The sequence below is a fragment of the Streptomyces sp. NPDC050085 genome, assembly GCF_044460595.1.
Lineage (GTDB): Bacteria > Actinomycetota > Actinomycetes > Streptomycetales > Streptomycetaceae > Streptomyces.
Genome location: NZ_JBITJZ010000003.1, coordinates 136,833 through 161,738, shown reverse-complemented (window position 1 = coordinate 161,738; position 24,906 = coordinate 136,833). Strand labels below are relative to the sequence as shown.

The following is a 24,906-nucleotide window of genomic DNA, read 5'->3' as shown; positions in this document are numbered from 1 at the left end:
AAGGTCAAGAAAGCGGTCCTTTGGGACACCCGAGGTGCGATGGTCGTGTGCCCGGCGTGTAAGTTCCGGGGCCGAGAGCCATGGAAGGGACCGATCCGGTGAACAAGAAGCTTGCAGCCGCACTGTCCGGCGGTGCGGTACTGGTACTGGCGCTGTCCGGCTGCAGCGACGACGGCAACAAGAAGCTGGACTCGTGGGCCAAGCAGGTCTGTGACGCGGTCCAGCCGCAGGCCAAGAAGATCGAGGACGCCAACGCCGCGATCCAGAAGGAGACCTCGGACAACAGCTCGCCCGCCGACGTCCAGAAGACGGACTCGAAGGCGTTCAAGGACATGTCCGACGCGTACAAGGCGATCGGTGACGCCGTCGACACGGCCGGGGCCCCGCCCGTCGACGACGGCAAGACGAAGCAGCAGGACGCCGTCAAGGAGCTCGACAAGATCTCGACGTCGTACGCCGATCTGCAGAAGCAGGTCGACAAGCTGGACACCGACGACCAGGCGAAGTTCGCCGAGGGCCTCAAGGGGATCGCGGGCGAGCTGGACAAGCTGAGCCAGTCCGGCAGCGACGCCCTGAAGAACCTGGAGGAGGGCGACGTGGGCAAGGCCATGGCCAAGCAGGAGAGCTGCAAGAGCGCTTCCGCTTCGCCGTCGGCCTCCTAGTACCCCGCAGTACTTACCTGCGCCCCCGCTGTCCGGCACCGGGGGCGCAGGCGTTTCCGGGTGACAATGGAGGGGTGAGTGCTACCCCCGCCCCCGCCCTGCCCGCCGCCGACCGCCCCGACGTCGCCGCCTCGCTGCGCGCCGCCCTGCTGAGTGCCGAGTTCAGTGCTGACGGGCTGCTCGAACTGCTCGGGGCGCCTGCCTACGCGGCGCTTGCGCGGAGCGAGACCGTGCCCGCCCTGCGTGCCACCCGGGGGGACTCGCCCCTGGAGATGCTCGTGCGGCTGTTCCTGCTGCAGCAGCCCGTGCCGCGCGGGCTGCTCGTCGACGTGCTGCCCCTGGACGCCTGCCTCGAGAGCGGGTGGCTGACATCGAGCGGTGGCAGCGGTGGCAGCGGTGACAGCGGTGACGAGGTCGCCGCTACCGTCGACGTACGGCCGTACGGCGGGCCCGACGGCGAGGACTGGTTCATCGTGTCCGACCTGGGATGCGCGGTCGGCGGCGCCGGTGGCATCGGCAGCAAGGACGAGGGCGTCGTGCTCGGCGTCGGCGGGGCGTCCACGACGCTCGCCGGGATCACCGTCCGTACGCCCGTCGCATCGGCGCTCGACCTCGGCACCGGTTCCGGCATCCAGGCGCTGCACGCCGCCCAGCACGCCACGCGGGTCACGGCGACCGACCTCAACTCCCGTGCCCTGCACATCACCGCGCTCACCCTCGCGCTGTCGGGCGCGCCCGCCGCCGATCTGCGTGAGGGTTCGCTGTACGAGCCCGTCGAGGGCGAGGCCGACGCGACGTACGACCTGATCGTGTCGAACCCGCCCTTCGTGATCTCGCCGGGGGCGCGGCTGACGTACCGCGACGGCGGCATGGGCGGGGACGATCTGTGCCGCTCGGTCGTTCAGGGAGCGGGGGCGCATCTGAACGAGGGGGGATACGCACAGTTCCTGGCCAACTGGCAGCACGTGGAGGGCGAGGAGTGGACCGACCGGCTGCGCTCGTGGGTGCCGCGCGGGTGCGACGCCTGGATCGTGCAGCGCGAGGTGCAGGACGTCACGCAGTACGCGGAGTTGTGGCTGCGCGACGCCGGTGACCACCGCACCGACCCGGCGGAGTACGCGGCGCGGTACGACGCGTGGCTCGACGAGTTCGAGGCGCGCAAGGTGCGGGCCGTCGGCTTCGGCTGGATCACGCTCAGGAAGTCGGACGCCGCCGAGCCGTCCGTCGTCGTCGAGGAGTGGCCGCACCCCGTCGAGCAGCCGCTCGGGGACACCGTGCGGGCGCACTTCGAGCGGATCGACTGGCTGCGGGCGCACGACGACGCGGCGCTGCTCGAGTCGTCCTTCAAGCTCTCCGGTGAGGTCGTGCAGGAGCAGGTCGGCCTGCCGGGCGCCGAGGACCCGGAGCACGTCGTGCTGCGCCAGGGGCGCGGGATGCGGCGGGCGACGAAGGTGGACACGGTCGGCGCCGGGTTCGCGGGCGTGTGCGACGGGACGCTGAGCGCCGGGCGGATCCTGGACGCCATCGCCCAACTCATGGGCGAGGAGCCGGTGTTGCTCCGTGACCGCACGCCGGCGCAGATCCGCACGCTGGTCGAGCAGGGCTTCCTGGAGCCTGTCACCCCGGTCGGCTAGCGGCTCTTTTCCTTGCGCTCCACGGGAGTTCACCCCGGGTTCCCCTTCCCCTGTCAGCCTCTGCGGCTGAACGCAATGGGGAGGCGCGAGGCGATGGAGAGTGCACCTGCGGTCTTCGCGGGGACGGTGTTCGCGCTGTTCGGCGCGGGGCTCGTCGTATGGACGGGGGCGCGCACGGCGCACCGGCAGCCGGTGGCGTACGGCGCCCGCCCGGTGGCGTCGGCGGTGCTCGCCGGGGCGGCCGGGGTGGGCTGCCTGGCGCTCGCGGCGTGGTGTTTCGGCCAGATGTGAGCGCCTGAGGCCCGACGCGGAGCGGGTACGAGAACGGCGCCCACCCGGATCCACCGGGTGGGCGCCGTCGTCGTACGGGCCGGACAGCCCTCAGCCGCGCAGCACGCGGCCCTGGGAGTCCGTGCGGTCGTTGCTCGTGAAGAACAGGATCGCGTCGATCAGGGCCCAGATGCCGAGGCCGCCGCAGGTCAGCAGCTGGGCGACGCCGACGCCCGCGTTGCCGACGTAGAAGCGGCCGATGCCCAGACCGCCCAGGAAGAGCTGCAGCAGACCCGCGGTGATCTTCGACTTCTCGGAGTACGGGCGACCCTGCGGGTCGTAGCCGAAGGGGGCGTTGGGGTCGGCCGGTCCGGGCTGAGCGGGGTACGACATGGGTGTGCTCCTAGGGGACAGCGAAAGGGCACGACGAAGCGTGCGCCAGAGCGGATGTGTGAGGCAGACGCGCGGTGGGGACGTAGCGCTGGCCTCGGAAGGCCCAAAGTTAAGGGACGGCACACCGGGAACGGACGGTCTCGGGGTGGATCGTGGCGGGTTTGTGACCTGTGGGGCGTCTGTGCTGGTTGACGGCGGGTCAGACCACGTTGCGCAGCACGGTCCAGGCGACGGCGGCGAGCAGGATCGCGGCCTGCGTGCGCCGGCTGAACGACGGTCGCCAGCGCCGCCCCCGCAGCCCTTCGTAGGCCCAACGGCCCAGCAGGGCAAGGGCGAACGGGGCGGCGAGCAGCAGCGCCCTGTTGTCGCCCCAGGCCGCCGCGAACTGACCGTGCATCAGGTCGTAGACCATGCGCGTGCCGCCGCAGGCCGGGCACCACAGGCCCGTCACCAGATGGAACGGGCAGCGCGGGAGCCACTGCCCCGGCGCGTGCGGATCGGTCCCGTACAGGTACAGCGCGCCTGCCACTCCGGCGGCGAGCACCCCCAGGGGGGCCGCCGCCGGGTGGCGCAGCAGGGCCGGAGCGCGATCAGCCGCGGAGGACACGGCCGTTGGAGTCCGTGGTGTTGCTGCTGGTCAGCAGGATGATGCCGTCGATCAGGGCCCAGATGCCGAGGCCGCCGCAGGTGAACAGCTGGGCGAGGCCGATGCCGACGTTGCCGATGTAGAAGCGGCCGACGCCGAAGCCGCCCAGGAAGAGCTGCAGCACACCCGCGACGATCTTCGACTTGTCGGAGTAGGGGCGGCCGTAAGGGTCGTAGCCGAACGGCGCGTTGGGGTCGTAGCCCACCGGCATGCCGGGCGCACCCTGGGGCGGATAGCCCGCGCCGGCCGGGGCCGAGCCGGGGTAGGGGTAGCCGTAGCCGGGCTGGCCGCCCTGCGGGGGCTGGCCGGGGGCGCCGTAGCCGGGCTGGGGAGCGCCCTGCTGGGGATAGCCGTACGGGTTCCCGCCCGGCTGCTCCTGCGGGGGCTGCTGGCCGTAGGGGTTGCTGTCGGACATCGGATGCTCCTGGATGGGGACGGCCTTCGGGGACGAGCCGGAGGCTTCCCTTGGGCTCCCCCAGCCGACCGCCATCTTGTCAGGAGCAAATAAGGAAGGGGAGACAGGGAGTCGGATCGCAGCGCAATGGGGACACTCGTGACAGGAACGTCGCAGGAACGTCGCAGGAACGTGGCACGCCCAGTGATTCTTCGGACACCCCCGGGTACCCGGAGGCGAGGCGTCCGCTCCTCGGTCCGGGGGCAGGATCACGAGGAGTCGGGTTACCGTTCCGAGTGGCTGCTGCGTGCTTTTCCCGTTTGACACACCGGCGGGAGGTACCGTCACACTCCGCAGCAGTGCCGTAGCGAACCACAGTGACGGCCCCGAACCGCCGACCGGAGAGAAGAGCGAAGTTGTCCCCGACCAGCGAGACCGCACAGGGCGGCCGCCGACTCGTCATCGTCGAGTCGCCCGCCAAGGCGAAGACGATCAAGGGCTACCTCGGCCCTGGGTACGTCGTCGAAGCGAGCGTCGGGCACATCCGCGACCTCCCCAACGGCGCGGCCGAGGTCCCCGAGAAGTACACCGGCGAGGTGCGCCGCCTCGGCGTCGACGTCGAGAACGACTTCGAGCCGATCTACGTCGTCAACGCTGACAAGAAGGCGCAGGTCAAGAAGCTCAAGGACCTGCTGAAGGACTCCACCGAACTCTTCCTGGCCACCGATGAGGACCGCGAGGGCGAAGCCATCGCGTGGCACCTCCTGGAGGTCCTGAAGCCCAAGGTCCCCGTCCACCGGATGGTCTTCCACGAGATCACCAAGGACGCGATCCGCGCCGCCGTCGCCAACCCGCGCGAGCTGAACACGCGGATGGTCGACGCCCAGGAGACCCGCCGCATCCTCGACCGTCTCTACGGCTACGAGGTCTCGCCGGTCCTGTGGAAGAAGGTCATGCCGCGTCTGTCGGCGGGCCGCGTCCAGTCGGTGGCCACCCGCCTCGTCGTCGAGCGGGAGCGCGAGCGCATCGCCTTCCGCTCCGCCGAGTACTGGGACCTGACCGGCACGTTCGCGACGGGCCGCGCCGGTGACCCCTCCGACCCGTCGTCGCTGGTCGCACGGCTGAGCGCGGTCGACGGCAAGCGCATCGCGCAGGGCCGCGACTTCGACTCGCTCGGCCAGATCAAGGGCGGCAACTCGGCGAACACGCTGCACCTCGACGAGGCGAACGCCCGCGCGCTCGCCGCCGCCCTGGAGAACACGTCGTTCTCCGTGCGCTCCGTCGAGTCCAAGCCGTACCGCCGCTCGCCCTACGCACCGTTCCGTACGACGACGATGCAGCAGGAGGCCTCGCGCAAGCTGGGCTTCGGCGCGAAGGCCACCATGCAGGTGGCGCAGAAGCTGTACGAGAACGGCTTCATCACCTACATGCGTACGGACTCCACGACCCTGTCGGACACGGCGGTCTCCGCCGCTCGCGCCCAGGTCACGCAGTTGTACGGCGCCGACTACCTGCCGGACAAGCCGCGCACGTACGCGGGCAAGGTGAAGAACGCGCAGGAGGCGCACGAGGCGATCCGTCCCTCGGGCGACCGCTTCCGTACGCCTGCCGAGACCGGGCTGACCGGCGACCAGTTCAAGCTCTATGAGCTGATCTGGAAGCGGACCGTCGCCTCGCAGATGAAGGACGCGGTCGGCAACAGCGTCACCGTGAAGATCGGCGGCGCGTCGAGCGACGGCCGCGACGCCGAGTTCAGCGCGTCCGGCAAGACCATCACCTTCCACGGGTTCCTGAAGGCGTACGTCGAAGGCGCCGACGACCCGAACGCGGAGCTGGACGACCGCGAGCGCCGCCTGCCGCAGGTCTCCGAGGGCGACCCGCTGTCCGCCGAGGAGCTCTCGGTCGACGGCCACGCGACCAAGCCGCCGGCCCGCTACACCGAGGCCTCGCTGGTCAAGGAGCTGGAAGAGCGCGAGATCGGGCGTCCTTCCACGTATGCGTCGATCATCGGCACCATTCTCGACCGCGGCTACGTCTTCAAGAAGGGGACGGCCCTGGTGCCCTCCTTCTTGTCGTTCGCCGTCGTCAACCTGCTCGAGAAGCACTTCGGGCGGCTCGTCGACTACGACTTCACCGCCAAGATGGAGGACGACCTCGACCGCATCGCGCGGGGCGAGGCGCAGGCGGTGCCGTGGCTGAAGCGGTTCTACTTCGGCGAGGGCTCGGGCGACACGAGCGCGGCCGACGCGGGCAACGGTGACGGTGACCACCTCGGCGGCCTCAAGGAGCTCGTGACCGACCTGGGCGCGATCGACGCCCGCGAGGTCTCGTCGTTCCCCGTCGGCAACGACATCGTGCTGCGCGTGGGCCGCTACGGCCCGTACGTCGAGCGCGGCGAGCGCGACTCCGAGAACCACCAGCGCGCGGACGTGCCCGAGGACCTCGCCCCCGACGAGCTCTCCGTCGAGTACGCGGAGGAGCTGCTCGCCAAGCCGAGCGGTGACTTCGAGCTGGGCACCGACCCCGAGTCGGGCCACCAGATCGTCGCCAAGGACGGGCGCTACGGTCCCTACGTCACCGAGGTGCTCCCCGAGGGCACCCCGAAGACCGGGAAGAACGCGGTGAAGCCGCGGACCGCCTCGCTCTTCAAGACCATGTCGCTCGACACGGTGACCCTTGCCGACGCCCTGAAGCTGATGTCGCTGCCGCGCGTGGTGGGCGCCGACGCCGAGGGCGTCGAGATCACCGCGCAGAACGGGCGGTACGGGCCGTACCTGAAGAAGGGCACGGACTCGCGGTCGCTGACCTCCGAGGACCAGCTCTTCACGATCACGCTCGAAGAGGCCCTGGAGATCTACTCCCAGCCCAAGCAGCGCGGCCGCGCGGCCGCCAAGCCGCCGCTGAAGGAGCTGGGCACCGACCCGGTGAGCGAGAAGCCCGTCGTGGTGAAGGACGGCCGCTTCGGTCCGTACGTCACCGACGGCGAGACCAACGCGACGCTGCGGTCCGGCGACTCCGTCGAGGACATCACGCCGGAGCGCGGCTTCGAGCTGCTCGCGGAGAAGCGGGCGAAGGGGCCGGCCAAGAAGAAGACGGCCGCGAAGAAGGCTCCGGCCAAGAAGGCCGCCGCCAAGAAGACGACCACGGCCAAGAAGACGGCTGCGAAGAAGACCGCGGCCAAGAAGACGACCGCGGCGAAGAAGGCTCCGGCCAAGAAGGCGGCCGCCGCGGAGCAGTAGGGATTTACGGGCATCAGATCGGGCGCCTCCGAAGCCGTACGCGGCAACGGGGGCGCCCGTTTGTTCGGGCGGCCCCTCGGAGTGTCGGTCGGTCCCGATAGGCTGGACGAATGACCCGTGCCGAGCAGCCAACGGCCCCCCACACGGCCCCAGACGACGCCCTGGTAGCGGACTCCCGAGAGCGCGCCGTGCGTGCGCTGTTGCGCGTCCCGCAGTTGAAGCGACTGTGGTCCGCGCAGCTCGTCGGTGGGGTCGGTGATGTGCTCGGGCTGCTTGTGCTCGTGGTGCTCGCGCTCCAGGCGGCCATTTCCGAGGGCTCGTTCGGCGGTGGGTACCGGGGAGTCGCCGTGGCCGTCGCCGCGGTGTTCGGTGCCCGGATCCTGTCGACGCTGCTGTTCGGGGCCGTGCTCCTCGGGCCGCTGACCTCGCTGACCACGCCCGGCGGACCGCTCGACCGGCGCTGGACCATGGTCGGCGCCGACGGGCTGCGTGCCGCACTGCTGATCGTCGCCCCCCTGTGGATCGACTGGACTCCGGACAACGCACTGGCGCTGATCCTCGTGACGGCCTTCGTCATCGGGGTCGCCGAGCGGTTCTGGACCGTCGCCAAGGAGAGCGCGGCGCCCGCACTGCTGCCCGCGCCGCCGCTGGAGGGCGCGGCCGTGCGGCCGCTGCCGGACCACATGGAGGCGCTGCGCCGGCTCTCGCTGCGGACTTCTTTTGTCGCGATCCCGCTGGCCGCCGCCGTGCTCGTCGTTGTCACCCTCGTGCAGAACCTGATCGGCGCGGGCGTCGACTGGTTCGCGCTGCACCAGGTGGCGCTGTCGTCGTACGTGGGCGCCGGGCTCTTCGCCGCTTCCCTTTCTGTCGTCTTCTTCCTCGAACTGCCGGACGCGCAGACCCCGCGCGCGCGGTCGCCGCTGGAGGGGCTGCGTCGGCCGAAGACCGGCGCGGGTGTCGACAAGGGGCGCACGGGCGCCATTCCGCTGCTCGTGCTCGCCTGCGCCGCCGTCGCCGGGGCGGTCTCCGCCGCCGTCGCCGTGTCCGTGCTGCAGGCCAAGGACCTGGGTGGCGGGCCCGTCACCTTCGGGCTGCTCGTGCTCGGCCTGACCGGCGGCACGGTCGTCGGCATCCGCTCGGCGCCCACCGTGCTGCCGTCGCTCTCGCGGCGCCGGCTGCTCGCGCTCGTCATCGCGCTGACCGGCCTCGCGCTGCTCGCCGCCGGGCTGGTCCCGGACGTGACCACGGTGATCCTGCTCGTCGCGGTGGCCGGTGTCGCCGCGGGCATCGCCGCCCACACCGGGCACGCGCTGCTCGACCAGGAGACCGAGGAGTACCGGCGGGCCCGCGTCACCGAGCACCTCCAGGCCGTCGTACGCGTCGCCATCGCGCTCGGCGCCCTGATCGCGCCGCTGGTCGCCGCGCTGATCGGGCCGCACCGCCTGGAGAACGGCAAGTTCGTGTTCGCGCACGGCGGCGCCGCATTCACGCTGATGCTGGTCGGCGCGCTGCTGCTGCCCGTCGCCGCGCTGGTGCTCGCCAAGGCCGACGACCGCAGTGGCGTACCGCTGCGCCAGGACCTGAAGGACGCGCTGCTCGGGGGGAACGATCCGGCGCAGGCCCCCGCCGCGACCGGCTACTTCATCGCCCTGGAGGGCGGGGACGGCGCCGGGAAGTCGACGCAGTCCGAGGCGCTCGCCGAGTGGATCCGGGCCAAGGGCCACGAGGTCGTCGTCACGCGCGAGCCGGGCGCGACGCCCGTCGGCAAGCGGCTGCGCTCGATCCTCCTCGACGTCTCGTCGGCCGGTCTGTCCCACCGCGCCGAGGCACTGCTGTACGCCGCCGACCGCGCCGAGCACGTCGACACCGTCGTCCGCCCCGCCCTGGAGCGCGGCGCCGTCGTCATCTCCGACCGGTACATCGACTCGTCCGTCGCCTATCAGGGCGCGGGCCGCGACCTGTCGCCGACCGAGGTCGCCCGGATCAACCGCTGGGCCACGAGTGGTCTCGTACCGCATCTGACGGTCCTGCTCGACGTCGATCCGGAGGCCGCGCGCGAGCGGTTCACCGAGGCGCCGGACCGGCTCGAGTCGGAGCCGATGGAGTTCCACGCGCGCGTGCGCTCCGGTTTCCTGACGCTGGCGGCCGGGGATCCCGGGCGCTACCTCGTGGTGGACGCGGGCCAGGAGCCGGAGGCCGTCACCACCGTCATCCGGCACCGTCTCGACGTACTCCTGCCGCTCTCCGAAGCCGAGATCAAGGCGCAGGAAGAGGCCAGGAAGGCCGCCGAGGAAGAGGCCCGCAGGAAGGCCGAGGAAGAGGCCGCCCGCAAGGCCGAGGAGGAGCGGATCGAGCGCGAGCGCCAGGAGCAGCTCGCCAAGCTCCGCGCCGAGGAGGAGGAGCGCAAGCGCCGCGAGCTCGAAGAGGCGCAGCGCATCGAGGCCGAGCGCCAGGCGGAGGAGGCCCGGCAGCGTGCCGAGGAGGCCCGCAAGAAGGCCGAGATCGAGCAGGCCCGGCTCCTCGCCGAGGAGCAGCAGCGGGCCGCCGAGGAGGAGCGCCGCCGCAAGCAGGCCGAGGAGGAGGCGCGGCTTCGGGCCGAGGCCGAGGAGCGGCGCCTGGAGAAGCAGCGCAAGGCCGAGGAGGCGTTGCTGCGCGCGGAGGAGGCGCGTCGGCTCGCTGCCGAGGCGGCGGCTTCCGCGACCAGTACGACGCAGCTGCGCCGGATCGAGGAACCCCGGGCCGAACGCCAGGCCCAGGCCGAACCCCGGGTCCCGGACAACGAGACGACCGTGCCGACGCCGGTGGTGCGGCCGGAGCCTTCCGCGGCGGAGGAGACCGCGGTGCTGCCGCCGGTCCGTGACGCGGAGGAGACCACGGTCCTGCCGCAGGTCCGCGACGCGGAGGAGACGGCCCAGCTGCCGCGTCCTCCGGCCGACGCGGGTGCCGACGAGGGCACGGACAAGGTCCCGCCGGGGTACTTCCGCGACGAGCGGCCCGCCTCCGCCTCCCCGCACGGCGCCAACGACCGTACGGCCGAGCTGCCGCAGGTCGACGAAGAGGGCCGCCCGCGCCGCCGTCCCCGTTCGGACTGGGCGGAGGAGACGCCGCTGGACGACCTCCCGTCGCTGGCCGACGAACTGCTCGGCGGTCAGGACGGCGACGAGGACGAGGGCCGGGGCGGGCGCCGACCCACGCCCTAGGGTGTGTCTTCAAACTCCCTCCCCCAGCTAACGCTGGGAGGTGCCCCCAGCCTCACGACGCCTGGCACGCACTCTCGCCGCACCGGGCGTAAGGCCAAGTACATCCAGTACGAGGCCTTGCACCCGGCACGCCGAGAGCACGCACCAGACGCCGCGCGGCCGCCCTGCGGGCGACGACGGGAGTTTGAAGACACGCCCTAGGTCCTGAACTCCAGAGTCAAGGAGGCCGGATCGGACGTCGGCGTTCAAGCGATGTCAGTGGCGACCGGCACAATGGCGGGAGTTCGAGAAAGGGCGGTATCCCCATGGCCGTATGGGACGACCTGGTGGGTCAGGAGCGCGTGACCGCGACGCTGGACGCGGCCGCGCGGGACGCGGACGCCCTGGTGACCGCCGTCGTGTCCGGGACCCCGCCGCCCGAGGCGTCGAAGATGACGCACGCCTGGCTGTTCACGGGGCCGCCGGGCGCGGGCCGGGTCACGGCGGCGCGGGCCTTCGCCGCCGCGCTCCAGTGCGTGTCCCCGGACCGGGCGCTCGGCGGCGCCCCCGGCTGCGGGTTCTGCGACGGCTGCCACACGGCGCTGCTCGGCACGCACGCGGACGTCTCGACGGTGGCCGCGGTCGGCACGCAGATCCTGGCCGACGACATGCGCGACACGGTCCGCAAGTCGTACACGTCGCCGGCGGGCGGCCGCTGGCAGGTGATCCTCGTCGAGGACGCCGAGCGGCTGAACGAGAAGTCGGCGAACGCGGTGCTGAAGGCCGTCGAGGAGCCCGCCCCCCGCACCGTCTGGCTGCTCTGCGCCCCCTCCGTCGAGGACGTGCTGCCCACGATCCGCTCCCGCTGCCGGCTGCTGACGCTGTCCACCCCGGCCGTGGGTGCCGTCGCCGACATGCTCGTACGACGTGACGGGATCGAGCCGGACGTCGCCGCGGCCGCCGCCCGGGCCACCCAGGGACACATCGACCGGGCCCGGCGCCTGGCCACGGACCCGCGCGCGCGGGAGCGCAGGGCCGCCGTCCTGAAGGTGCCGCTGCGCGTCGAGGAGATCGGTGGCTGCCTCAAGGCGGCGCAGGAGCTGGTCGACGCGGCGGCCGAGGACTCCAAGCAGCTCGCCGAAGAGGTCGACACGAAGGAGACCGAGGAGCTGAAGGCGGCGCTCGGTGCGCAGAGCGGCGGACGCATGCCGCGCGGCACGGCCGGAGTGATGAAGGACCTGGAGGACAAGCAGAAGCGGCGCCGCACGCGCTCGCAGCGCGACAGCCTCGACCTGGCGCTCACCGAGCTGACGGGCGTGTACCGGGACGTGCTCGCGATGCAGCTCGGCTCGCGGGTGGAGCTGGCGAACACGGAGATCCAGGACACGCTGGAGCGCCTCGCGCGCGGCTCGTCGCCGGAGTCGACGCTGCGGCGCATCGAGGCGATCGGCGCGTGCCGGGTGGCGCTGGACAGGAACGTGGCGCCGTTGCTCGCGGTGGAGGCGATGACGGTGGCGCTGCGGGCGGGGTGAGGCCCGCAGTGGTTGCTACTCGATGTGACCGACGTGCCGCGGAGCGTTACTCTCGCCCGATGTACTCCAGGCGCCACCCCCGCACCCTGATCGCCGCCGCCGGGCTGTTGCTGACCGGTGTTTCCGCCCTGTCTGCCCTGTCCGGCTGTTCGCCCGCCGCGGAGCACACGTCGCTCGCCGCGCTGCCCAGTTCCGACCAGGCCCGCCTTGGCGCCTACTACGACCAGAGCCCGAAGTGGCGTGACTGCGGTGCGCCCGGGTTCCAGTGCGCCACGCTCAAGGCGCCGCTCGACTACGACAAGCCGTCCGCGGGCGACATCGACCTCGCCGTCTCCCGCAAGAAGGCCGCGGGCCCCGGCAAGCGCCTCGGTTCGCTGCTCGTCAACCCGGGCGGCCCCGGCGGCTCCGCGGTCGGCTACCTCCAGGCGTACGCGGGCATCGGCTACCCCGAGAAGGTGCGGGCTGCGTACGACATGGTTGCCGTCGACCCGCGCGGAGTGGCCCGCAGCGCGCCCGTCACCTGCCTCGACGGCAAGCAGATGGACGCGTACACGCAGACCGACGTGACCCCCGACGACAGCGGCGAACAGGGTCAACTCTCCGCCGCCTTCAAGAAGTTCGCGCACGGCTGCGAGACGGCCGACAAGGCCTCCGAGCGGGTCCTGCCGCACGTCTCCACCGTCGAGGCGGCCCGCGACATGGACCTCGTACGCGCGGCGCTCGGCGACGAGAAGCTGAACTACGTCGGGGCGTCCTACGGCACGTTCCTCGGGGCGACGTACGCGGGCCTGTACCCGGAGCGGGTCGGCCGGCTCGTGCTCGACGGGGCGATGGACCCGTCCCTGGACGCGCGCGAGCTGAACCGGCAGCAGACCGCCGGGTTCGAGACCGCGTTCACCTCCTTCTCGAAGGACTGCGTGAACCGGGCCGACTGCCCGCTGGGCACTGGCACGCCGGACCAGGCGGGACAGCGGCTCAAGGAGTTCTTCACCAGCCTCGACCGGGCGCCGATCGGCACCGGCGACCCCGACGGCCGCAAGCTCGGCGAGGCGCTCGCCACCACCGGCGTGATCGCCGCGATGTACGACGAAGGGGCCTGGCCGCAGCTGCGGGACGCGCTCGCCACGGCGATGAAGCGGAAGGACGGCTCGGGCCTGCTCGCCCTGTCCGACAGCTACTACGAGCGCGACCCCGACGGCACGTACACGAACCTGATGTTCGCCAACGCCGCCGTGAACTGCCTGGACCAGCCCCCGTCCTTCACCTCGCCCGCCGAGGTCGAGTCCGCCGTGGCCGACTTCGAGAAGGCGTCCCCGGTGTTCGGCGCGGGCCTCGCCTGGTCCTCCCTGAACTGCGCCTACTGGCCGGTGCGCCCGACCGGCGAGGCGCACCGCATCACCGCCGACGGCGCCGCCCCCATCGTCGTGGTCGGCACCACCCGCGACCCGGCGACCCCCTACCCGTGGGCCCAGTCCCTCGCCGCCCAGCTGTCCTCGGGCCGCCTGCTCACCTACGACGGCGACGGCCACACGGCGTACGGCCGCGGCAGCGACTGCGTCGACGGGGCGATCGACACCTACCTGCTGACCGGCACCCCGCCGAAGGACGGAAAGCGCTGCTCATAGGGGTCGGCCGTGCCCCGCGGGCTGCTCCGCGCCGGCCATAAAGGCTGTGCGGAGCACCCCTGGGGAGCGTGTAGGATTGGCGACGTTGCTGACGCACTCCGGTGCGCGCGGCGGCGCCGCCTTAGCTCAGATGGCCAGAGCAACGCACTCGTAATGCGTAGGTCTCGGGTTCGAATCCCGAAGGCGGCTCAGTGAAGGAAGCCAGGTCGGACATTGTCCGGGCTGGCTTCCTTCGTTTCGGGGAGCGGTTTCGAGCCGGCCAAAGGCCCGTCCCCAACCGGGGAAATCGAGGCGAAAGCGGTGCTTCCTACGCTGCGGGCATGAATTTCTCGGTCCCGGTGGCCGCCCCTGTGCGGGGTGCCCTTCAGCTTCGTCCGTTTCGTGGGCTGCGTTATGTGCAGGAGCGGGCCGGCAGTGTCGGTGCGCTGGCCGCGGTCACCGCCGACGGGGTGGGGGACGTGGAGCCCGGTGATCCGTTCCACATCGTGCGGCTCGTTCTGCCGCGCGGGCGGACCTCGGCCGATCGCACCGCTCATGCCGTGCGCACCCTGAGCCACTGGCTGTCGGAGGGCGTCATCGCCGCCGACCCCGAGCCCGCGCTGTACGTGTGCGAGCAGCGGGGGGACGGTTTCGTGCAGTGCGGGATCGTGGGGGCGCTGCGGCTGCCGCGGCACGGGGACGACGTGGTGCTGCCGCACGAGGACGTGTTCGAGCACGTCGTGGAGGACCGGGCCGCCGTACTGCGGGCCACCGCCGCCCAGTTGGAGCCGATGCTGCTCGCCTACCAGGGGGAGGAGGGGCCGGACGGGGCCGGGGGCGTCATCGAGCGGACCGTGCGGCGGCCCGCGCTGGTGAGTGCCGTCATGGACGACGGGGTGCGGCATCGGCTCTGGGCGGTGACGGACCCGGCGGAGCTGGCGCGGATCGATGCCGATCTGTCGCGGCGGCAGGCGTTGATCGTCGACGGGCATCATCGGTGGGCCACCTATTTGCGAGTACGGGACGAGGTGGGGGGCCACAACTTGCCTGGTATCACGTCCAACTCGCCTGACATTGAGCAGAGTTGGGACTTTGGGCTCGCTCTGCTCGTTGATACCGCGCGGTATCCGTTTCGCGTACGGGCCATCCATCGCGTGCTCCGGCGGCTGCCCGTGGCGCGGGCCCTCGAGGCGGTCGAGGGGGCGTTCCGGGTGCGGGAGGTGCGGGGGGAAGTGCCGGATGCGTTGGAGGCGTTGGCCGAGGCCGGCTCGGGCGGGGGGAACGCCCTGTTGCTGGCGGGTGGTGCGGCCCGTGTGTTCCATCTGCTCGATCGGGCCGATCCCGCGCTGCTCGCCCGGACCGTGCCGCGCGACCGGCCCGCGGCCTGGCGGGAGTTGGACGCCACCGTGCTGCACAGCACGCTGCTCGACCATGTGTGGGGCGTACCGGACGAGCCCGATGAGATCGCCTACGTGCATGACGCGGGCGCCGCGGTCGAGCAGGCCCTGCGGGAGGGCGGGACGGCCGTGCTGATGCGGCCCGTGGGGGAGCGGACCGTACGGGAGTTGGCCGGGGCGGGGGTGCGGCTGCCGCGCAAGTCGACGTCCTTCGGGCCCAAGCCCGCCACCGGACTCGTCATGCGGAGTCTCACCCTGCCGTAAGGCCTGCCGTGGAACGTGCCGGAGGGGGCCGTCTCGCCTGGTGCGAGGCGGCCCCCTCGTGGTCACGCCGCCTGCGCGCCCTCCACGTACCGGCTCTCCAGCAGGCCGTCCAGATAGTGCGCCCGCATCGCCGCGCGCTGGATCTTGCCGCTCGTGGTGCGCAGCACCGCGCCGCGCCTGACCAGGGCCACCGCCGCGGGCCTGACGCTGAAGTCGCGGGCGATGCCGCCCCTGATCCGGGCGGCGAGGCGCGGGAGTTCGTCGGCGCCGACCGAGCCGCGCACCTCGTGGACGACGACCAGTTGTTCCTCCGTGCCGCCGTCCGGCGTGGCGACCGGGATGGCGAAGGCCGCGCCGAACAGGCCGACCAGCTCCGGGTGCACGCGGCGCAGGGCGTGTTCGACGTCCTGCGGGTAGATGTTGCGGCCGCGCAGGATCAGCATCTCCTTGATGCGGCCGGTGACGTAGATCTCGTTGTCGTGGAGGGTGCCGAGGTCGCCGGTGCGGACGTACCCGGCGTCCCCGTCGAGCGTGCTGACGCCGAACGTGTCGCGGGTGGCGTCCGCGCGGCCCCAGTAGCCCTGCGCGACGCTCGCGCCGCGCAGCCAGATCTCGCCGACGCGGCCCGCGGGCAGCGCCTCGCGGGTGGCCGGGTCCACGATCCGCACGGCGAACTCCTCGGCGGTGCCGCAGCTGACCACGTCACGGCCGGGCAGGTCCTCGGTCACCGGGCGGAACTCGTGCTGTTCCAGGCCGGATTCGTCGACGCGGGTGACGGCGAGTTCGCGCGGCCCGGTGCCCGAGATGAACACGGTCGCCTCGGCCATGCCGTAGCAGGGCGCCATGGTGTCGCTGCGGAAGCCGGCCGGGGCGAAGCGCTTGGCGAACGCGGTGAGGGTGGAGGCCTGCACCGGCTCCGAGCCGTTGGCCGCGAACCGCCAGCAGGACAGGTCGAGTTCGGCGAGCTGCTCGTCGGTGATCTGCCGTGCGCACAGCTCGTACGCGAAGTTGGGCGCGGCCGACCAGTTGATCTCGTACTTGTCGATCATCTTCAGCCACCAGTGCGGCCGCTTCAGGAACGTCGTCGGGCTCATCAGGACGCAGGAGCCGCCGAGCAGCAGTGGCGGCAGCAGGATCGCGAGCAGCCCCATGTCGTGGTACTGCGGGATCCACGAGCCGAAGCGGGTGGTGCGGTCCAGGCCGAACGCGGAGCTGAGCGCTGCCGAATTGTGCAGCAGGTTCCCGTGGTCGACCATCACGCCCTTCGGGTCGGACGTGGAGCCCGACGTGTACTGGAGCAGGGCGAGGGTGTCCTGGTCGACGTCCGGGACCTGCCAGGCGTCGGCGTGCGCGTCGGTGAAGTCGGGACCGTCCGTGACGGCGCAGGTGATCTCGCGGCCGGGGTCGGACGTCGCCCAGTCGAGGACGTTCGCGGCGACGGCCTCGCTGGTGAGGACGGCGGCGACGGCCGCGTTCTCGACGATGGAGTCCACGCGGCGGCGCTGGTGGCTGTACTGGCCGGGCAGCGAGGACGGGACGGCGACCATGCCCGCGTAGAGGCAGCCGACGAACGCGGCCGCGAACTGCAGGCTCTCCGGGTACAGGAGCAGCACCCGGTCGCCGGGCGCGTACCTCTCCTGGAGCCAGCCCGCTATCTTGCGGGCCTCGTGGTCGAGTCTGGCGTACGACCACGTCTCGTCCCCGTCAGGGGAGTTCGGGTCGCGGACGAAGATGACGGCCGGGTCGTCCGGGGTGACGTGGGCGTTCGTACGGATGCGGGCCGTGGCGCTGCGGGCCTGCAGAAGCGTGTGGTCGTCCTTGAGCATGAGGTCCCCAGGGGTAGCAGGAAACGGAGGGTCGGCGGCGGGCGCGGTCACCAGTCGGTGGCCTCGCCCAGGGCCAGCAGGTCGTCCAGGTCGTCGCTGTCGACCAGGGGCGCGGTGGCCACGGGGGCGTCCGGGTCGTCGACCGCCGCGGTGAGCAACTGCACGTAGGAGTCGAGGAGTTGGCGGATCGTGGATTCGTCGAAGAGGTCGGTGGCGTAGCGGAAGACGGCGGTCAGCGAGGTCTCGCTCTGCCGCATCTCCACGTTCAGGTCGAACTGGCCCTCCAGTTGCGGTACGTCGATCAGCTCGACGCGCAGCCCCGCGTACTCGGTGTCCGTACCGCGGGACGCCGCCTCCGTGACCCGCATCAGGAGGGGTTCGAGGCGGCCGGGCGCGACCATCGTGAACACCATGCGGACGGGCGGGTTCTGGCCGCTGTACGGTTCTTCGCCCGCGAGCAGCGCGTACGGGTACCCGATGTGCTTCATGGCCCGCATCACCTGGCGTTGTGCCGTGTTGGCGGCCTGCCCGAAGGTGGTCGTGTCGGTGAAGTGGGCCGGCAGGACGAGGGTGTTGACGAGATAGCCGACGACCTCGCGCATGCCCGGGCCGCTGCGGGTGGTCGTCGGGCAGCCGATGAGGAAGTCGCGCCGCCCGCTGTAGCGGTGCACAAGGGACTGGAAGACGCCGAGTGTCAGGGCGAACGGGGTCACCCCCGCCCGCTTGGCGGCCTCGCGCAGCCGGGGCAGCAGCTCGTCGGGGATGCGGGCCTCGCAGGTCGCGCCGTTGAAGACGGCCGGCGGCCGCGGGGTGCGCGGCCGGTCGGAGGGCAGCTCGGCAGCGGACGCCCCCGCGCAGAACTCCTCCCAGAACGCGACCAGTTGCTCGCGGCGCGGGCCGCCGAGGAGCTGCTGTTCGCCCTGCACGTAGTCGTCGTAGCCGCGGGTCAGGGGCGGGGGCGCCGTGTCCGTCGCGTAGGCGTCGAGCAGGTCCTGGAGCAGCAGCCACTGGGAGGTGGCGTCGGTGACGATGTGGTGCGTGGAGACGACGAGCACGTGGTCGTCGGGGGCGAGGCGCAGCAGCAGGGCGCGGCACGTGCCCTCGTCGCTCAGGTCGAACGGGGTGTCCCCGAACTCCTTGACGTACTTGGCCAGTTGGGAGTCGTCCGTGGTGGCCGGGACCTCCCGGACCTGGAGGGGGACCAGGTCCGGGAGTCCGATCACGCGCTGCGGGCCCGCCGCGGTCTCGGTGAAGGTGGAGCGCAGCACGTCGTGCCGCTCCACCACCGCGCGCAGCGCACGCCGCAGCCGCGCCTCGTCGAGGCCGCCGCGCACCCGCAGGGCGGCCTGGACGTTGTAGGCGGGGCTGTCGGGCGCCATCCGGTACAGGAACCAGAGCGCTTCCTGTCCGATGGACAGGGCCCGGTCGTCGGGCTTCGCCGGGGCGGTCACCGAGCGGCGAGTTCGGAGTGGATGTGGGCGGTGAGCGCGTCGATCGTGGGGTGGTCCCAGGCGAGGGTGGCCTCGACGAGGATGCCGAACTCGTCCTCCACGTCGCCGCACAGGGTCAGCGCGTACACGGAGTCGAGGCCTATCTCGACGAGCAGGTCGTCGTGGGCGATGTCCCCCGGCTTGACGTCGAGGAAGTAGGCGACGCGGTCGGTGAGCCAGGTGCGGATGGTCTCGACGGTGGCCGTGCTCGCGGTCGCGGAAGTGGTCGAGGTCGTGGTGTCGGCGGTGGCCATGAGGAGGCTCCTGGTGATGTGAAGGGTGTGGAAATTGGTGGGGTAGGGCTTCTGGTCCGGATACGGGTAGGGGTTCGGGTAGGCGGCGGGACGGCTAGGCGCGCGCCAGCCGCGAACGGTCGAGGTCGTAGCCCGCACGGTCTTCCTCCCTCGCGGTGAGTTCGGCGAACAGGCGCTGTTCCACCGCGTCGGGCAGCGCGCCCACGTCGTGGCCGAGGCGCCCGGCGATCCGGGTGAGGACGCCGGTCAGCCAGGCGTCGTCGCGCAGGAACGCGTCCACGCCGTTCTGGTTGTGCAGCCATACGCCGATGCACGCGGCGGCCATCGACAGGTGTGCGTACCGGTCGGCGAGGGCGAAGCCGGAGCGGCCCGCGACCACCGAGTGCTCGCTCGGCGGCAGCGCGCGGCAGCGGCGGCCGAGGTCGTCGAGGTCGGCGCGGAGCAGGGCGGTGAGCCGGGCGGCGGCCGGCGGCAGCGCGGCGACGGCGGTGCGGTCGTGGAGCAGCGCGGTGAGCTGGTCGGCGCCGCGCGAGGTGAGTTCGAGCGCCTGGTAGTCGATGTCGTCGAGCGGCGCCGCCAGGTCGAAGAGCGCGGCGGGCGGCCGCTCGGCGGAGCCCCAGCTGGCGGCGGCGAGCCGGGGCAGCTGCGGCAGCGTCGTGGCCTGGCAGACCGCGGCGTTGGCGTGGGCGAAGGTGATGGCGGGCAGATCGCGGAAGAACTTCTGGAAGATGCCGTAACGGCCGTCGCGCCAGTACGAGTTGGCGCCCAGCAGGGTGCCGAGGGTCTGCGACGACCGGTGCAGGACCTTGGGCACGACGTACTTGTTGACGGCGGTGATGACGCTGGTCTGGCCGGGCAGGACGTGCAGGGCGCGGCACGCCACCGTCGCCGTGCAGTCGCCCGCGAGCAGGTCGAGGAAGGCGCCGACCAGGGTGGCCCTGGCGTGCGGCAGGTCGGCGACCCGGCGGCCGTACAGGGCGCGGTCCAGGGCGAAGCGGGTCACCGTGCGCAGCTGGGTGTCGGCGGTGCCGACCATCATGCCGGGCAGCACGGCGCGGGTGGTCTGGAAGGCGCGCAGGACGGTCTCCATCGCGCTGCCGACCGGGCCGACGGGCGCGTCGGCGGGGACGGTCAGGCCGTTGAAGTCGGCGCCCCCGATCAGGCAGCCGCGCAGGCCGACGGTGGGGAAGCGGTAGTCCCGGTGCAGCCGGTCGGCCGGGGCGTCCGTGAGGTCCACCCACAGGTGGGAGTGGCTGCGGTTGCCGGGGCCCGCGCCGGTGCGGGCGAGCAGCACGACGGCGTCGGCGCGGCCCAGGTTGTTCACGATCTGCTTGCGGCCGTTGATGACGTAGTGGCTGCCGTCGGCGGAGGGCGTCGCGGTCAGGTCGGTGCGGGTGAAGTCGTTGCCGTGCGGCAATTCGTTGTAGCCCGCTGCGGTCTTGCCGCCGGACAGCAGGATGTGCGCCATCCGCTTCTGCTGGACGTCGCTGCCCGCGGTCCACATCGCCGAGCCGGAGATGTAGTTGGTGAAGCCGTACCCGAGGGCCAGGGTGGGGTCGCGGCGGGAGACCGTGCGCATCATCCGCATCAGGCGGTCGATCCGGGTCAGGCGCCCGCCGAGCCGACGCGGCACGTACTCCGCGTTGAACCCGTAGGCGTCCAGGGCCGCTTCGCCCGCGGGCAGGATCTCCGCGCGCTCGTCGGCGGCGAGGACCGCGTCGAAGCCCAGCGGGTTGTCCGGGTCGTGGGCGTCGCCGAGCGCTCTCTCCAGGACGTCGGGGCCGCCGGGCACGGGGCTCTTCAGGACGTCGGGGCCGCCGGGGACGTCGTTCGTGGTGGTCATGACGCCTCCTGGGCGGGGGAGTCCGCCGCCTCGGCGAGCGGGAAGGGCAGCAGGGAGAACATCTCGCCGCTCTCGTACTGGTCGACGAGGTGCGGCATCAGCCGGTCGAGCACCGCCGAGCCGTCCGTCCCGTCCTCGGGCAGCGTCCCCGGCGTGAGGCGATCGGCGAGGCGGGTCAGGGCGGCCTCCACCCACAGGCCGTCTCGCCACAGGCCGGCGGTCGCGGGGGTGTCGGCGGCGACGGTGGCCCGGTTGCGCAGCCATACCTGGAGGCAGGCCGCGGCGGCGGAGCACAGGGTGTAGCGGTGTGCCAGGTCGAAGGCGGCGGCGGGCACGTCGCGGGGGCTCGGCCGGTGGGCGGCCATCCGCTCGTGCGTCGTGTCGCTGATGTGCAGCAGCCGCTCGGCGACGGCGAGCAGGGACTGCGGGGCATCGCCGGACGCCGCCAACTCCCGCAGTTCTACGAGGCTTTGGGGCAGGGACGCCGCGACGCTGTTGCCGGTGCGCGAGGTCAGCAGCAGCCGGGCCGGGTCGAAGGCGGGTGTCGGCGCGTCGAGGGTGGCCGCCGCGGCCAGGCCCTCGGCGTCGGTGCGCCCGGCGCGGTAGCCGCGGGCCAGGGCGGCGAACTGGTTGATCAGGGCGTTCAGATTGACCAGCGTGTTGCCGTCGAAGATGCCGACGATCCGGTGGTCGCGCTCCAGCTTGGCGAACAGGCCGTGCGCGAACTCCTCGCTGAGGAAGGAGCGGGCGCCCAGGAACTGGCCCATGGCGGAGATCAGTTCGTCGACGGTGGTCGGCACCAGGTACTTCACCGCGGCCGACGAGACGCTCATCTCCTCGGTCAGGGTGTGCACGCCCCGCGCGGCGACCAGCGTGACCGCCTCCACGGCGAGCAGATCGGCGTAGGCCTCGGTCAGTGCGCGGTGCGCCTGCGGCAGATCGATGAGCCGCTTGCCGTACAGCCGGTGCTCCAGGCCGAACTGCGTCGCGATGCGCAGCGCACGGTCACCGGCGCCGAGGGAGAGCGCGGCGCAGATCGTCCGGGTGATCTGCAGGCTGCGCAGGACCGTCTCGATGCCCTCGCCCTCCGCGCCGATCAGCGCGGAGGCGGGCACGACGGCGCCGTCGAAGGCGATGCCGCTGATGTCGGCGCCCCGGATGCCGTGGGTTTTGGCGGCAGGCAGGCAGGTGTAACTGCCCTTCGCCAGTTGGGACTTGTCGGCAAGGAGCAGGCTGTAGCCGCGGGTGCCGCCCGTCGGCGAGGTGCGGGCGAGGACGCAGACCAGGTCCGAGCGGGTCGCGTTGTTGATGAGCCACTTCTCGCCGTCGAGCCGGTAGCCGCCCGCCGCGTCCTGCGTCTCTTCCGCCGGGGTGGCGGTCAGCTCGCCGGAGAGCAGGTCGCTTCCGTGGGCGCGCTCGGTCAGGCCCCAGGAGACGACGGCGCCGTCGGCGATGCGCTTGCCCAACTCCCTTGCCTGGTCGTCCGATCCGCCGACCCAGGTGCTCACCGCGCCCAGATAGGTCTTGGTGTGCGCGATCGCCACGGTCAGATCGCGCCGGGCCACCACCCGCACCAGCTGGAGCAGATCCTCGTAGCTGTCGAGGGCGCCGCCGTGCCGTGCGGGCACGTAGTGCGCGGGCAGGCCGAGCGCGTCGAGGCGGGCCACGGCGTCCGTGGGAAACGCCTCGGCGGCGTCGAGTTCACGCAGCCGGGCCGCGAAGAACGGCAGGTCCCTGCGGGCGGGATGACCGAGGGAGCGGTCGAAGCCGCCGGCCCGGTCGTACGGCGCGTACCGCCGCGGGGGTGCGAGTTGAGGTTTCGTCACGACTCCACCTGAATCTGAGAATGCGAACACTCCGGGATTTCTGAATGGCCCCAGTCTTGGTCACCACAAGGAGCGCTGTCGCAGGATCGCGGTGTCAGGAAGCTGCGCCTGCATCTGCCTGCCAGCACGGAACCCGTTACCTCCACCGAAGGCGAACTAGTGTCTCCACTGCACGCCTAACAGGTGAGAGGGAATCCATGCCGAAAACATTTGATTCGGGGATTCTGGGGACGATCGGCAAGACACCTCTGGTGAAACTGGAGAGAGTGTTCCCCGAGGGGCACTCGCAATTCTTTGCCAAGATCGAGCGGTTCAACCCAGGTGGCAGCATCAAGGACCGAAGCGGCCTCAACATGCTTCTCGAGGCGCTGCGCAACGGCGACATCACGCCGGGGCGTTCGGTGGTCGTGGAATCGAGCTCGGGGAATCTGGCGGTCGGCCTCGCGCAGATCTGCCGGTACTTCGATCTGCGGTTCATCTGTGTGGTCGACGCCAAGACCACGGAGCAGAACCTCGCCATCATGCGGGCCTACGGGGCCGAGGTGGAGGTGGTCGACAAGCGGGACGCGGCGACCGGTGAGTTCCTGCCGGTGCGGCTGCGCAGGGTGCGCGAGCTCGTGGCGAGCATCCCGCACGCGTACTCGCCCAACCAGTACGCGAACCTGTCCAACCCGCGGGCCCACGAACGGACCATGCGGGAGATCGTGGAGGCGCTCGACGGGCGGCTCGACTACCTCTTCTGCTCGGTCAGCACGTTCGGCACGCTGCGCGGCTGCGCGGACCACCTCCGCAAGGAGGGGCTGCGCACCAAGGTCGTGGCGGTCGACGCCCAGGGCAGCGCCATCTTCGGCCAACTGCCCACCCGGCGGCTCATCCCGGGCCACGGCGCCTCCGTCGTGCCGGCCCTGATGGACCCGTCCGCGGCCCACGAGGTGGTGCACGTCTCCGACCTCGACTGCGTGGTGGGCTGCCGCCGTCTGGTGGCCCGCGAGGCGATCCTGGCCGGCGGCTCCTCCGGGGCGACGCTCGCCGCGGCGGAGCGGATGCTGCCGCACATCCCGGCCGGCTCGGTCAGCGCGCTGATATTCCCCGACGGCGGTGACCGCTATCTCGACACCGTCTATTCCGACGAATGGGTGCGCGAACACTTCGGTGAAGTGTCGCATCTGTGGAAGGACTGAAACGCCCGATGCTCGTACTGCGCAAGGCAGACGTAGAGAAAATACTCGGCGGAAGGGAGAAGGAGCACATCGAACTGGTCCGGCAGACCTATGCCCTGCACGACAAAGGCGCGACGGCCGTACCGCACTCCATCTTCCTGCGCTTTCCCGACGAGCCCGCGAACCGCATCATCGGACTCCCGTCCTATCGCGGTGGCGAGAACCCGGCCGCGGGACTCAAGTGGATTTCCTCGTTCCCCGCGAACATTCACTCCGGAATAGCCAGGGCCAGCGCCGTGATGGTGCTCAACTCGCTGCGCACCGGACACCCCGAGGCGCTGCTCGAAGCCTCCCTGATCTCGGCCGCGCGGACCGCCGCGAGCGCCGCGCTCGCCGCCGACATCCTCACCGAGGGGCGCCGCCCGACGGGCGTCTCGCTCATCGGCTGCGGCGTCATCAACCTGGAGATCCTGCGCTACCTGAAGGCCGCCGTCGACACGCTCGGCGCGGTCACGGTCTTCGACACCTCGCGGCTGCGCGCCGAGGAGTTCGCCCGCCGCTGCCAGGAGGTCCTGCCGGACGCCGCGATCACCCTCGCCGACAGCATCGAGGACGCCCTCGCCGCCCAGCGCCTCGTCTCGTTCGCCACCAACGCGGGCGAACCGCACGTGGACCTGACGGCCGCCGAGCCCGGCACCGTCGTCCTGCACGTCTCGCTGCGCGACATCGACCCGCTCTCCATCAACGGCGCGCACAACATCGTCGACGACGCGGACCACGTCTGCCGCGAGCGCACCTCGCTGCACCTGACCGAGCAGATCACCGGCGGCCGCGCCTTCATCGACGCGTCCATCGGCCAACTCATCAACGGCACCGCGCAGTTCACGCCCGACCCGGACAAGGTCACCGTCTACTCGCCGTTCGGCCTCGGCGTCCTCGACCTGGCACTCGCCGTCGACGTGCACGACACGGCCCGCGAGCTCGGCATCGGTGTGGAGGTCACGGACTTCCTGTCCTGACCCGCAGCACCCCGTCCAGTCATCCCTTCCGTACGTCCATGAGGAGAACCATGTCCGAGCAGTCCGCCGCCCCCACGCAGCGCGTCGTCCTGAACGCCGAGGAGCAGTACTCGATCTGGCCCGCCGACCGTGAGCTGCCGGCCGGCTGGAGCGCCGAGGGCACCGAGGGCACCCGCGAGGAGTGCCTCGCCCGCATCGACGAGGTGTGGACCGACATGCGTCCGCTGAGCCTGCGCCGCCGCATGGAGGGCCAGGCCGCAGCTGCCTGAACTCC

General features: G+C 71.7%; 19 protein-coding genes and 1 tRNA gene. 12 read left to right on the top strand and 8 right to left on the bottom strand.

Translation table 11 applies throughout. The features are described 5' to 3' along the window. Positions 1 to 80: 80 nt before the first annotated feature. The 3 genes from ACIBUY_RS13150 to ACIBUY_RS13140 all read left to right on the top strand — a co-directional run bounded on the left by ACIBUY_RS13150 (position 81) and on the right by ACIBUY_RS13140 (position 2,587). Positions 81 to 662, top strand: a complete 582-nt coding sequence (locus ACIBUY_RS13150) for a small secreted protein (RefSeq protein WP_365579596.1) — start codon at positions 81 to 83, stop codon at positions 660 to 662. A gap of 74 nt (positions 663 to 736) precedes the next feature. Then, positions 737 to 2,296, top strand: a complete 1,560-nt coding sequence (locus ACIBUY_RS13145; RefSeq protein ID WP_399152583.1) for a methyltransferase — start codon at positions 737 to 739, stop codon at positions 2,294 to 2,296. 93 nt (positions 2,297 to 2,389) lie between these two features. After that, positions 2,390 to 2,587 (top strand): hypothetical protein, encoded by a 198-nt coding sequence (locus tag ACIBUY_RS13140; RefSeq protein WP_365579600.1) that lies wholly within the window; start codon positions 2,390 to 2,392, stop codon positions 2,585 to 2,587. A gap of 90 nt (positions 2,588 to 2,677) precedes the next feature. Here the strand turns inward: ACIBUY_RS13140 and ACIBUY_RS13135 are convergent, their stop codons facing one another. From ACIBUY_RS13135 to ACIBUY_RS13125, 3 genes are all read right to left on the bottom strand, one after another. Beyond that, a complete protein-coding gene (locus ACIBUY_RS13135; protein WP_365579602.1) occupies positions 2,678 to 2,959 on the bottom strand; it encodes a TM2 domain-containing protein in 282 nt (93 codons plus the stop codon). A gap of 199 nt (positions 2,960 to 3,158) precedes the next feature. Further along, the gene (locus ACIBUY_RS13130) at positions 3,159 to 3,566 is read right to left on the bottom strand and encodes a DUF2752 domain-containing protein (RefSeq protein ID WP_365579604.1); all 408 of its coding nucleotides are present in this window, start codon (positions 3,564 to 3,566) and stop codon (positions 3,159 to 3,161) included. After that, the gene (locus ACIBUY_RS13125) at positions 3,550 to 4,020 is read right to left on the bottom strand and encodes a TM2 domain-containing protein (protein WP_365579606.1); all 471 of its coding nucleotides are present in this window, start codon (positions 4,018 to 4,020) and stop codon (positions 3,550 to 3,552) included. Before ACIBUY_RS13125 ends, ACIBUY_RS13130 begins: the two co-directional genes overlap by 17 nt. 395 nt (positions 4,021 to 4,415) lie before the next feature. Between ACIBUY_RS13125 and topA the strand changes: the two genes are divergently transcribed. From topA to ACIBUY_RS13095, 6 genes are all read left to right on the top strand, one after another. Beyond that, positions 4,416 to 7,238, top strand: coding sequence for a type I DNA topoisomerase (topA, locus tag ACIBUY_RS13120; RefSeq protein ID WP_365579608.1), 2,823 nt, complete (start codon positions 4,416 to 4,418; stop codon positions 7,236 to 7,238). 110 nt (positions 7,239 to 7,348) lie between these two features. Continuing rightward, the gene (gene tmk, locus ACIBUY_RS13115) at positions 7,349 to 10,438 is read left to right on the top strand and encodes a dTMP kinase (protein ID WP_365579610.1); all 3,090 of its coding nucleotides are present in this window, start codon (positions 7,349 to 7,351) and stop codon (positions 10,436 to 10,438) included. A gap of 305 nt (positions 10,439 to 10,743) precedes the next feature. Next, entirely contained in the window at positions 10,744 to 11,949 is a 1,206-nt protein-coding gene (locus ACIBUY_RS13110; RefSeq protein WP_365567703.1) for a DNA polymerase III subunit delta', read from the top strand. 59 nt (positions 11,950 to 12,008) lie between these two features. Then, complete coding sequence (locus ACIBUY_RS13105; protein ID WP_399152582.1) at positions 12,009 to 13,574, top strand: alpha/beta hydrolase; 1,566 nt, start codon at positions 12,009 to 12,011, stop codon at positions 13,572 to 13,574. A 115-nt stretch (positions 13,575 to 13,689) separates the two neighbouring features. Then, positions 13,690 to 13,763 (top strand) — tRNA-Thr (locus ACIBUY_RS13100). A 131-nt stretch (positions 13,764 to 13,894) separates the two neighbouring features. Continuing rightward, on the top strand, positions 13,895 to 15,214 hold the full coding sequence (locus tag ACIBUY_RS13095; protein WP_365567697.1) for a DUF1015 domain-containing protein: 1,320 nt from the start codon (positions 13,895 to 13,897) through the stop codon (positions 15,212 to 15,214). Between the two features lie 62 nt (positions 15,215 to 15,276). On the opposite strand, the gene ACIBUY_RS13090 is transcribed toward ACIBUY_RS13095, so the two are convergent. The 5 genes from ACIBUY_RS13090 to ACIBUY_RS13070 form a co-directional block, all read right to left on the bottom strand. After that, the gene (locus ACIBUY_RS13090; RefSeq protein WP_399152581.1) at positions 15,277 to 17,040 is read right to left on the bottom strand and encodes a fatty acyl-AMP ligase; all 1,764 of its coding nucleotides are present in this window, start codon (positions 17,038 to 17,040) and stop codon (positions 15,277 to 15,279) included. A 47-nt stretch (positions 17,041 to 17,087) separates the two neighbouring features. After that, entirely contained in the window at positions 17,088 to 18,491 is a 1,404-nt protein-coding gene (locus tag ACIBUY_RS13085; RefSeq protein ID WP_399152580.1) for a condensation domain-containing protein, read from the bottom strand. Next, entirely contained in the window at positions 18,488 to 18,784 is a 297-nt protein-coding gene (locus tag ACIBUY_RS13080; protein WP_399152579.1) for an acyl carrier protein, read from the bottom strand. Before ACIBUY_RS13080 ends, ACIBUY_RS13085 begins: the two co-directional genes overlap by 4 nt. Before the next feature lie 94 nt (positions 18,785 to 18,878). Next, a complete protein-coding gene (locus ACIBUY_RS13075) occupies positions 18,879 to 20,627 on the bottom strand; it encodes an acyl-CoA dehydrogenase (RefSeq protein WP_399152578.1) in 1,749 nt (582 codons plus the stop codon). After that, entirely contained in the window at positions 20,624 to 22,453 is a 1,830-nt protein-coding gene (locus tag ACIBUY_RS13070) for an acyl-CoA dehydrogenase family protein (protein WP_399152577.1), read from the bottom strand. The genes ACIBUY_RS13075 and ACIBUY_RS13070 overlap by 4 nt, the downstream gene beginning before the upstream one ends. Positions 22,454 to 22,650: 197 nt before the next feature. Between ACIBUY_RS13070 and sbnA the strand changes: the two genes are divergently transcribed. From sbnA to ACIBUY_RS13055, 3 genes are read left to right on the top strand one after another with little or no spacing between them, the layout of a single operon-like run. Next, positions 22,651 to 23,634, top strand: coding sequence for a 2,3-diaminopropionate biosynthesis protein SbnA (sbnA, locus tag ACIBUY_RS13065; RefSeq protein WP_365567681.1), 984 nt, complete (start codon positions 22,651 to 22,653; stop codon positions 23,632 to 23,634). 8 nt (positions 23,635 to 23,642) lie between these two features. Continuing rightward, complete coding sequence (gene sbnB / locus ACIBUY_RS13060; RefSeq protein ID WP_365567678.1) at positions 23,643 to 24,632, top strand: 2,3-diaminopropionate biosynthesis protein SbnB; 990 nt, start codon at positions 23,643 to 23,645, stop codon at positions 24,630 to 24,632. 50 nt (positions 24,633 to 24,682) lie between these two features. Further along, a complete protein-coding gene (locus tag ACIBUY_RS13055) occupies positions 24,683 to 24,901 on the top strand; it encodes an MbtH family NRPS accessory protein (RefSeq protein WP_365567675.1) in 219 nt (72 codons plus the stop codon). The last annotated feature ends 5 nt before the right edge of the window (positions 24,902 to 24,906 follow it).

Coding starts and splice junctions, on each gene's coding strand:
- ACIBUY_RS13150 (WP_365579596.1), top strand. CDS start 81: ATGGAAGGGACCGATCCGGTGAACAAGAAGCTTGCAGCCGCACTGTCC.
- ACIBUY_RS13140 (WP_365579600.1), top strand. CDS start 2,390: ATGGAGAGTGCACCTGCGGTCTTCGCGGGGACGGTGTTCGCGCTGTTC.
- ACIBUY_RS13135 (WP_365579602.1), bottom strand. CDS start 2,959: ATGTCGTACCCCGCTCAGCCCGGACCGGCCGACCCCAACGCCCCCTTC.
- ACIBUY_RS13125 (WP_365579606.1), bottom strand. CDS start 4,020: ATGTCCGACAGCAACCCCTACGGCCAGCAGCCCCCGCAGGAGCAGCCG.
- tmk (WP_365579610.1), top strand. CDS start 7,349: ATGACCCGTGCCGAGCAGCCAACGGCCCCCCACACGGCCCCAGACGAC.
- ACIBUY_RS13110 (WP_365567703.1), top strand. CDS start 10,744: ATGGCCGTATGGGACGACCTGGTGGGTCAGGAGCGCGTGACCGCGACG.
- ACIBUY_RS13105 (WP_399152582.1), top strand. CDS start 12,009: ATGTACTCCAGGCGCCACCCCCGCACCCTGATCGCCGCCGCCGGGCTG.
- ACIBUY_RS13095 (WP_365567697.1), top strand. CDS start 13,895: ATGAATTTCTCGGTCCCGGTGGCCGCCCCTGTGCGGGGTGCCCTTCAG.
- ACIBUY_RS13090 (WP_399152581.1), bottom strand. CDS start 17,040: ATGCTCAAGGACGACCACACGCTTCTGCAGGCCCGCAGCGCCACGGCC.
- ACIBUY_RS13080 (WP_399152579.1), bottom strand. CDS start 18,784: ATGGCCACCGCCGACACCACGACCTCGACCACTTCCGCGACCGCGAGC.
- ACIBUY_RS13075 (WP_399152578.1), bottom strand. CDS start 20,627: ATGACCACCACGAACGACGTCCCCGGCGGCCCCGACGTCCTGAAGAGC.
- sbnA (WP_365567681.1), top strand. CDS start 22,651: ATGCCGAAAACATTTGATTCGGGGATTCTGGGGACGATCGGCAAGACA.
- sbnB (WP_365567678.1), top strand. CDS start 23,643: ATGCTCGTACTGCGCAAGGCAGACGTAGAGAAAATACTCGGCGGAAGG.
- ACIBUY_RS13055 (WP_365567675.1), top strand. CDS start 24,683: ATGTCCGAGCAGTCCGCCGCCCCCACGCAGCGCGTCGTCCTGAACGCC.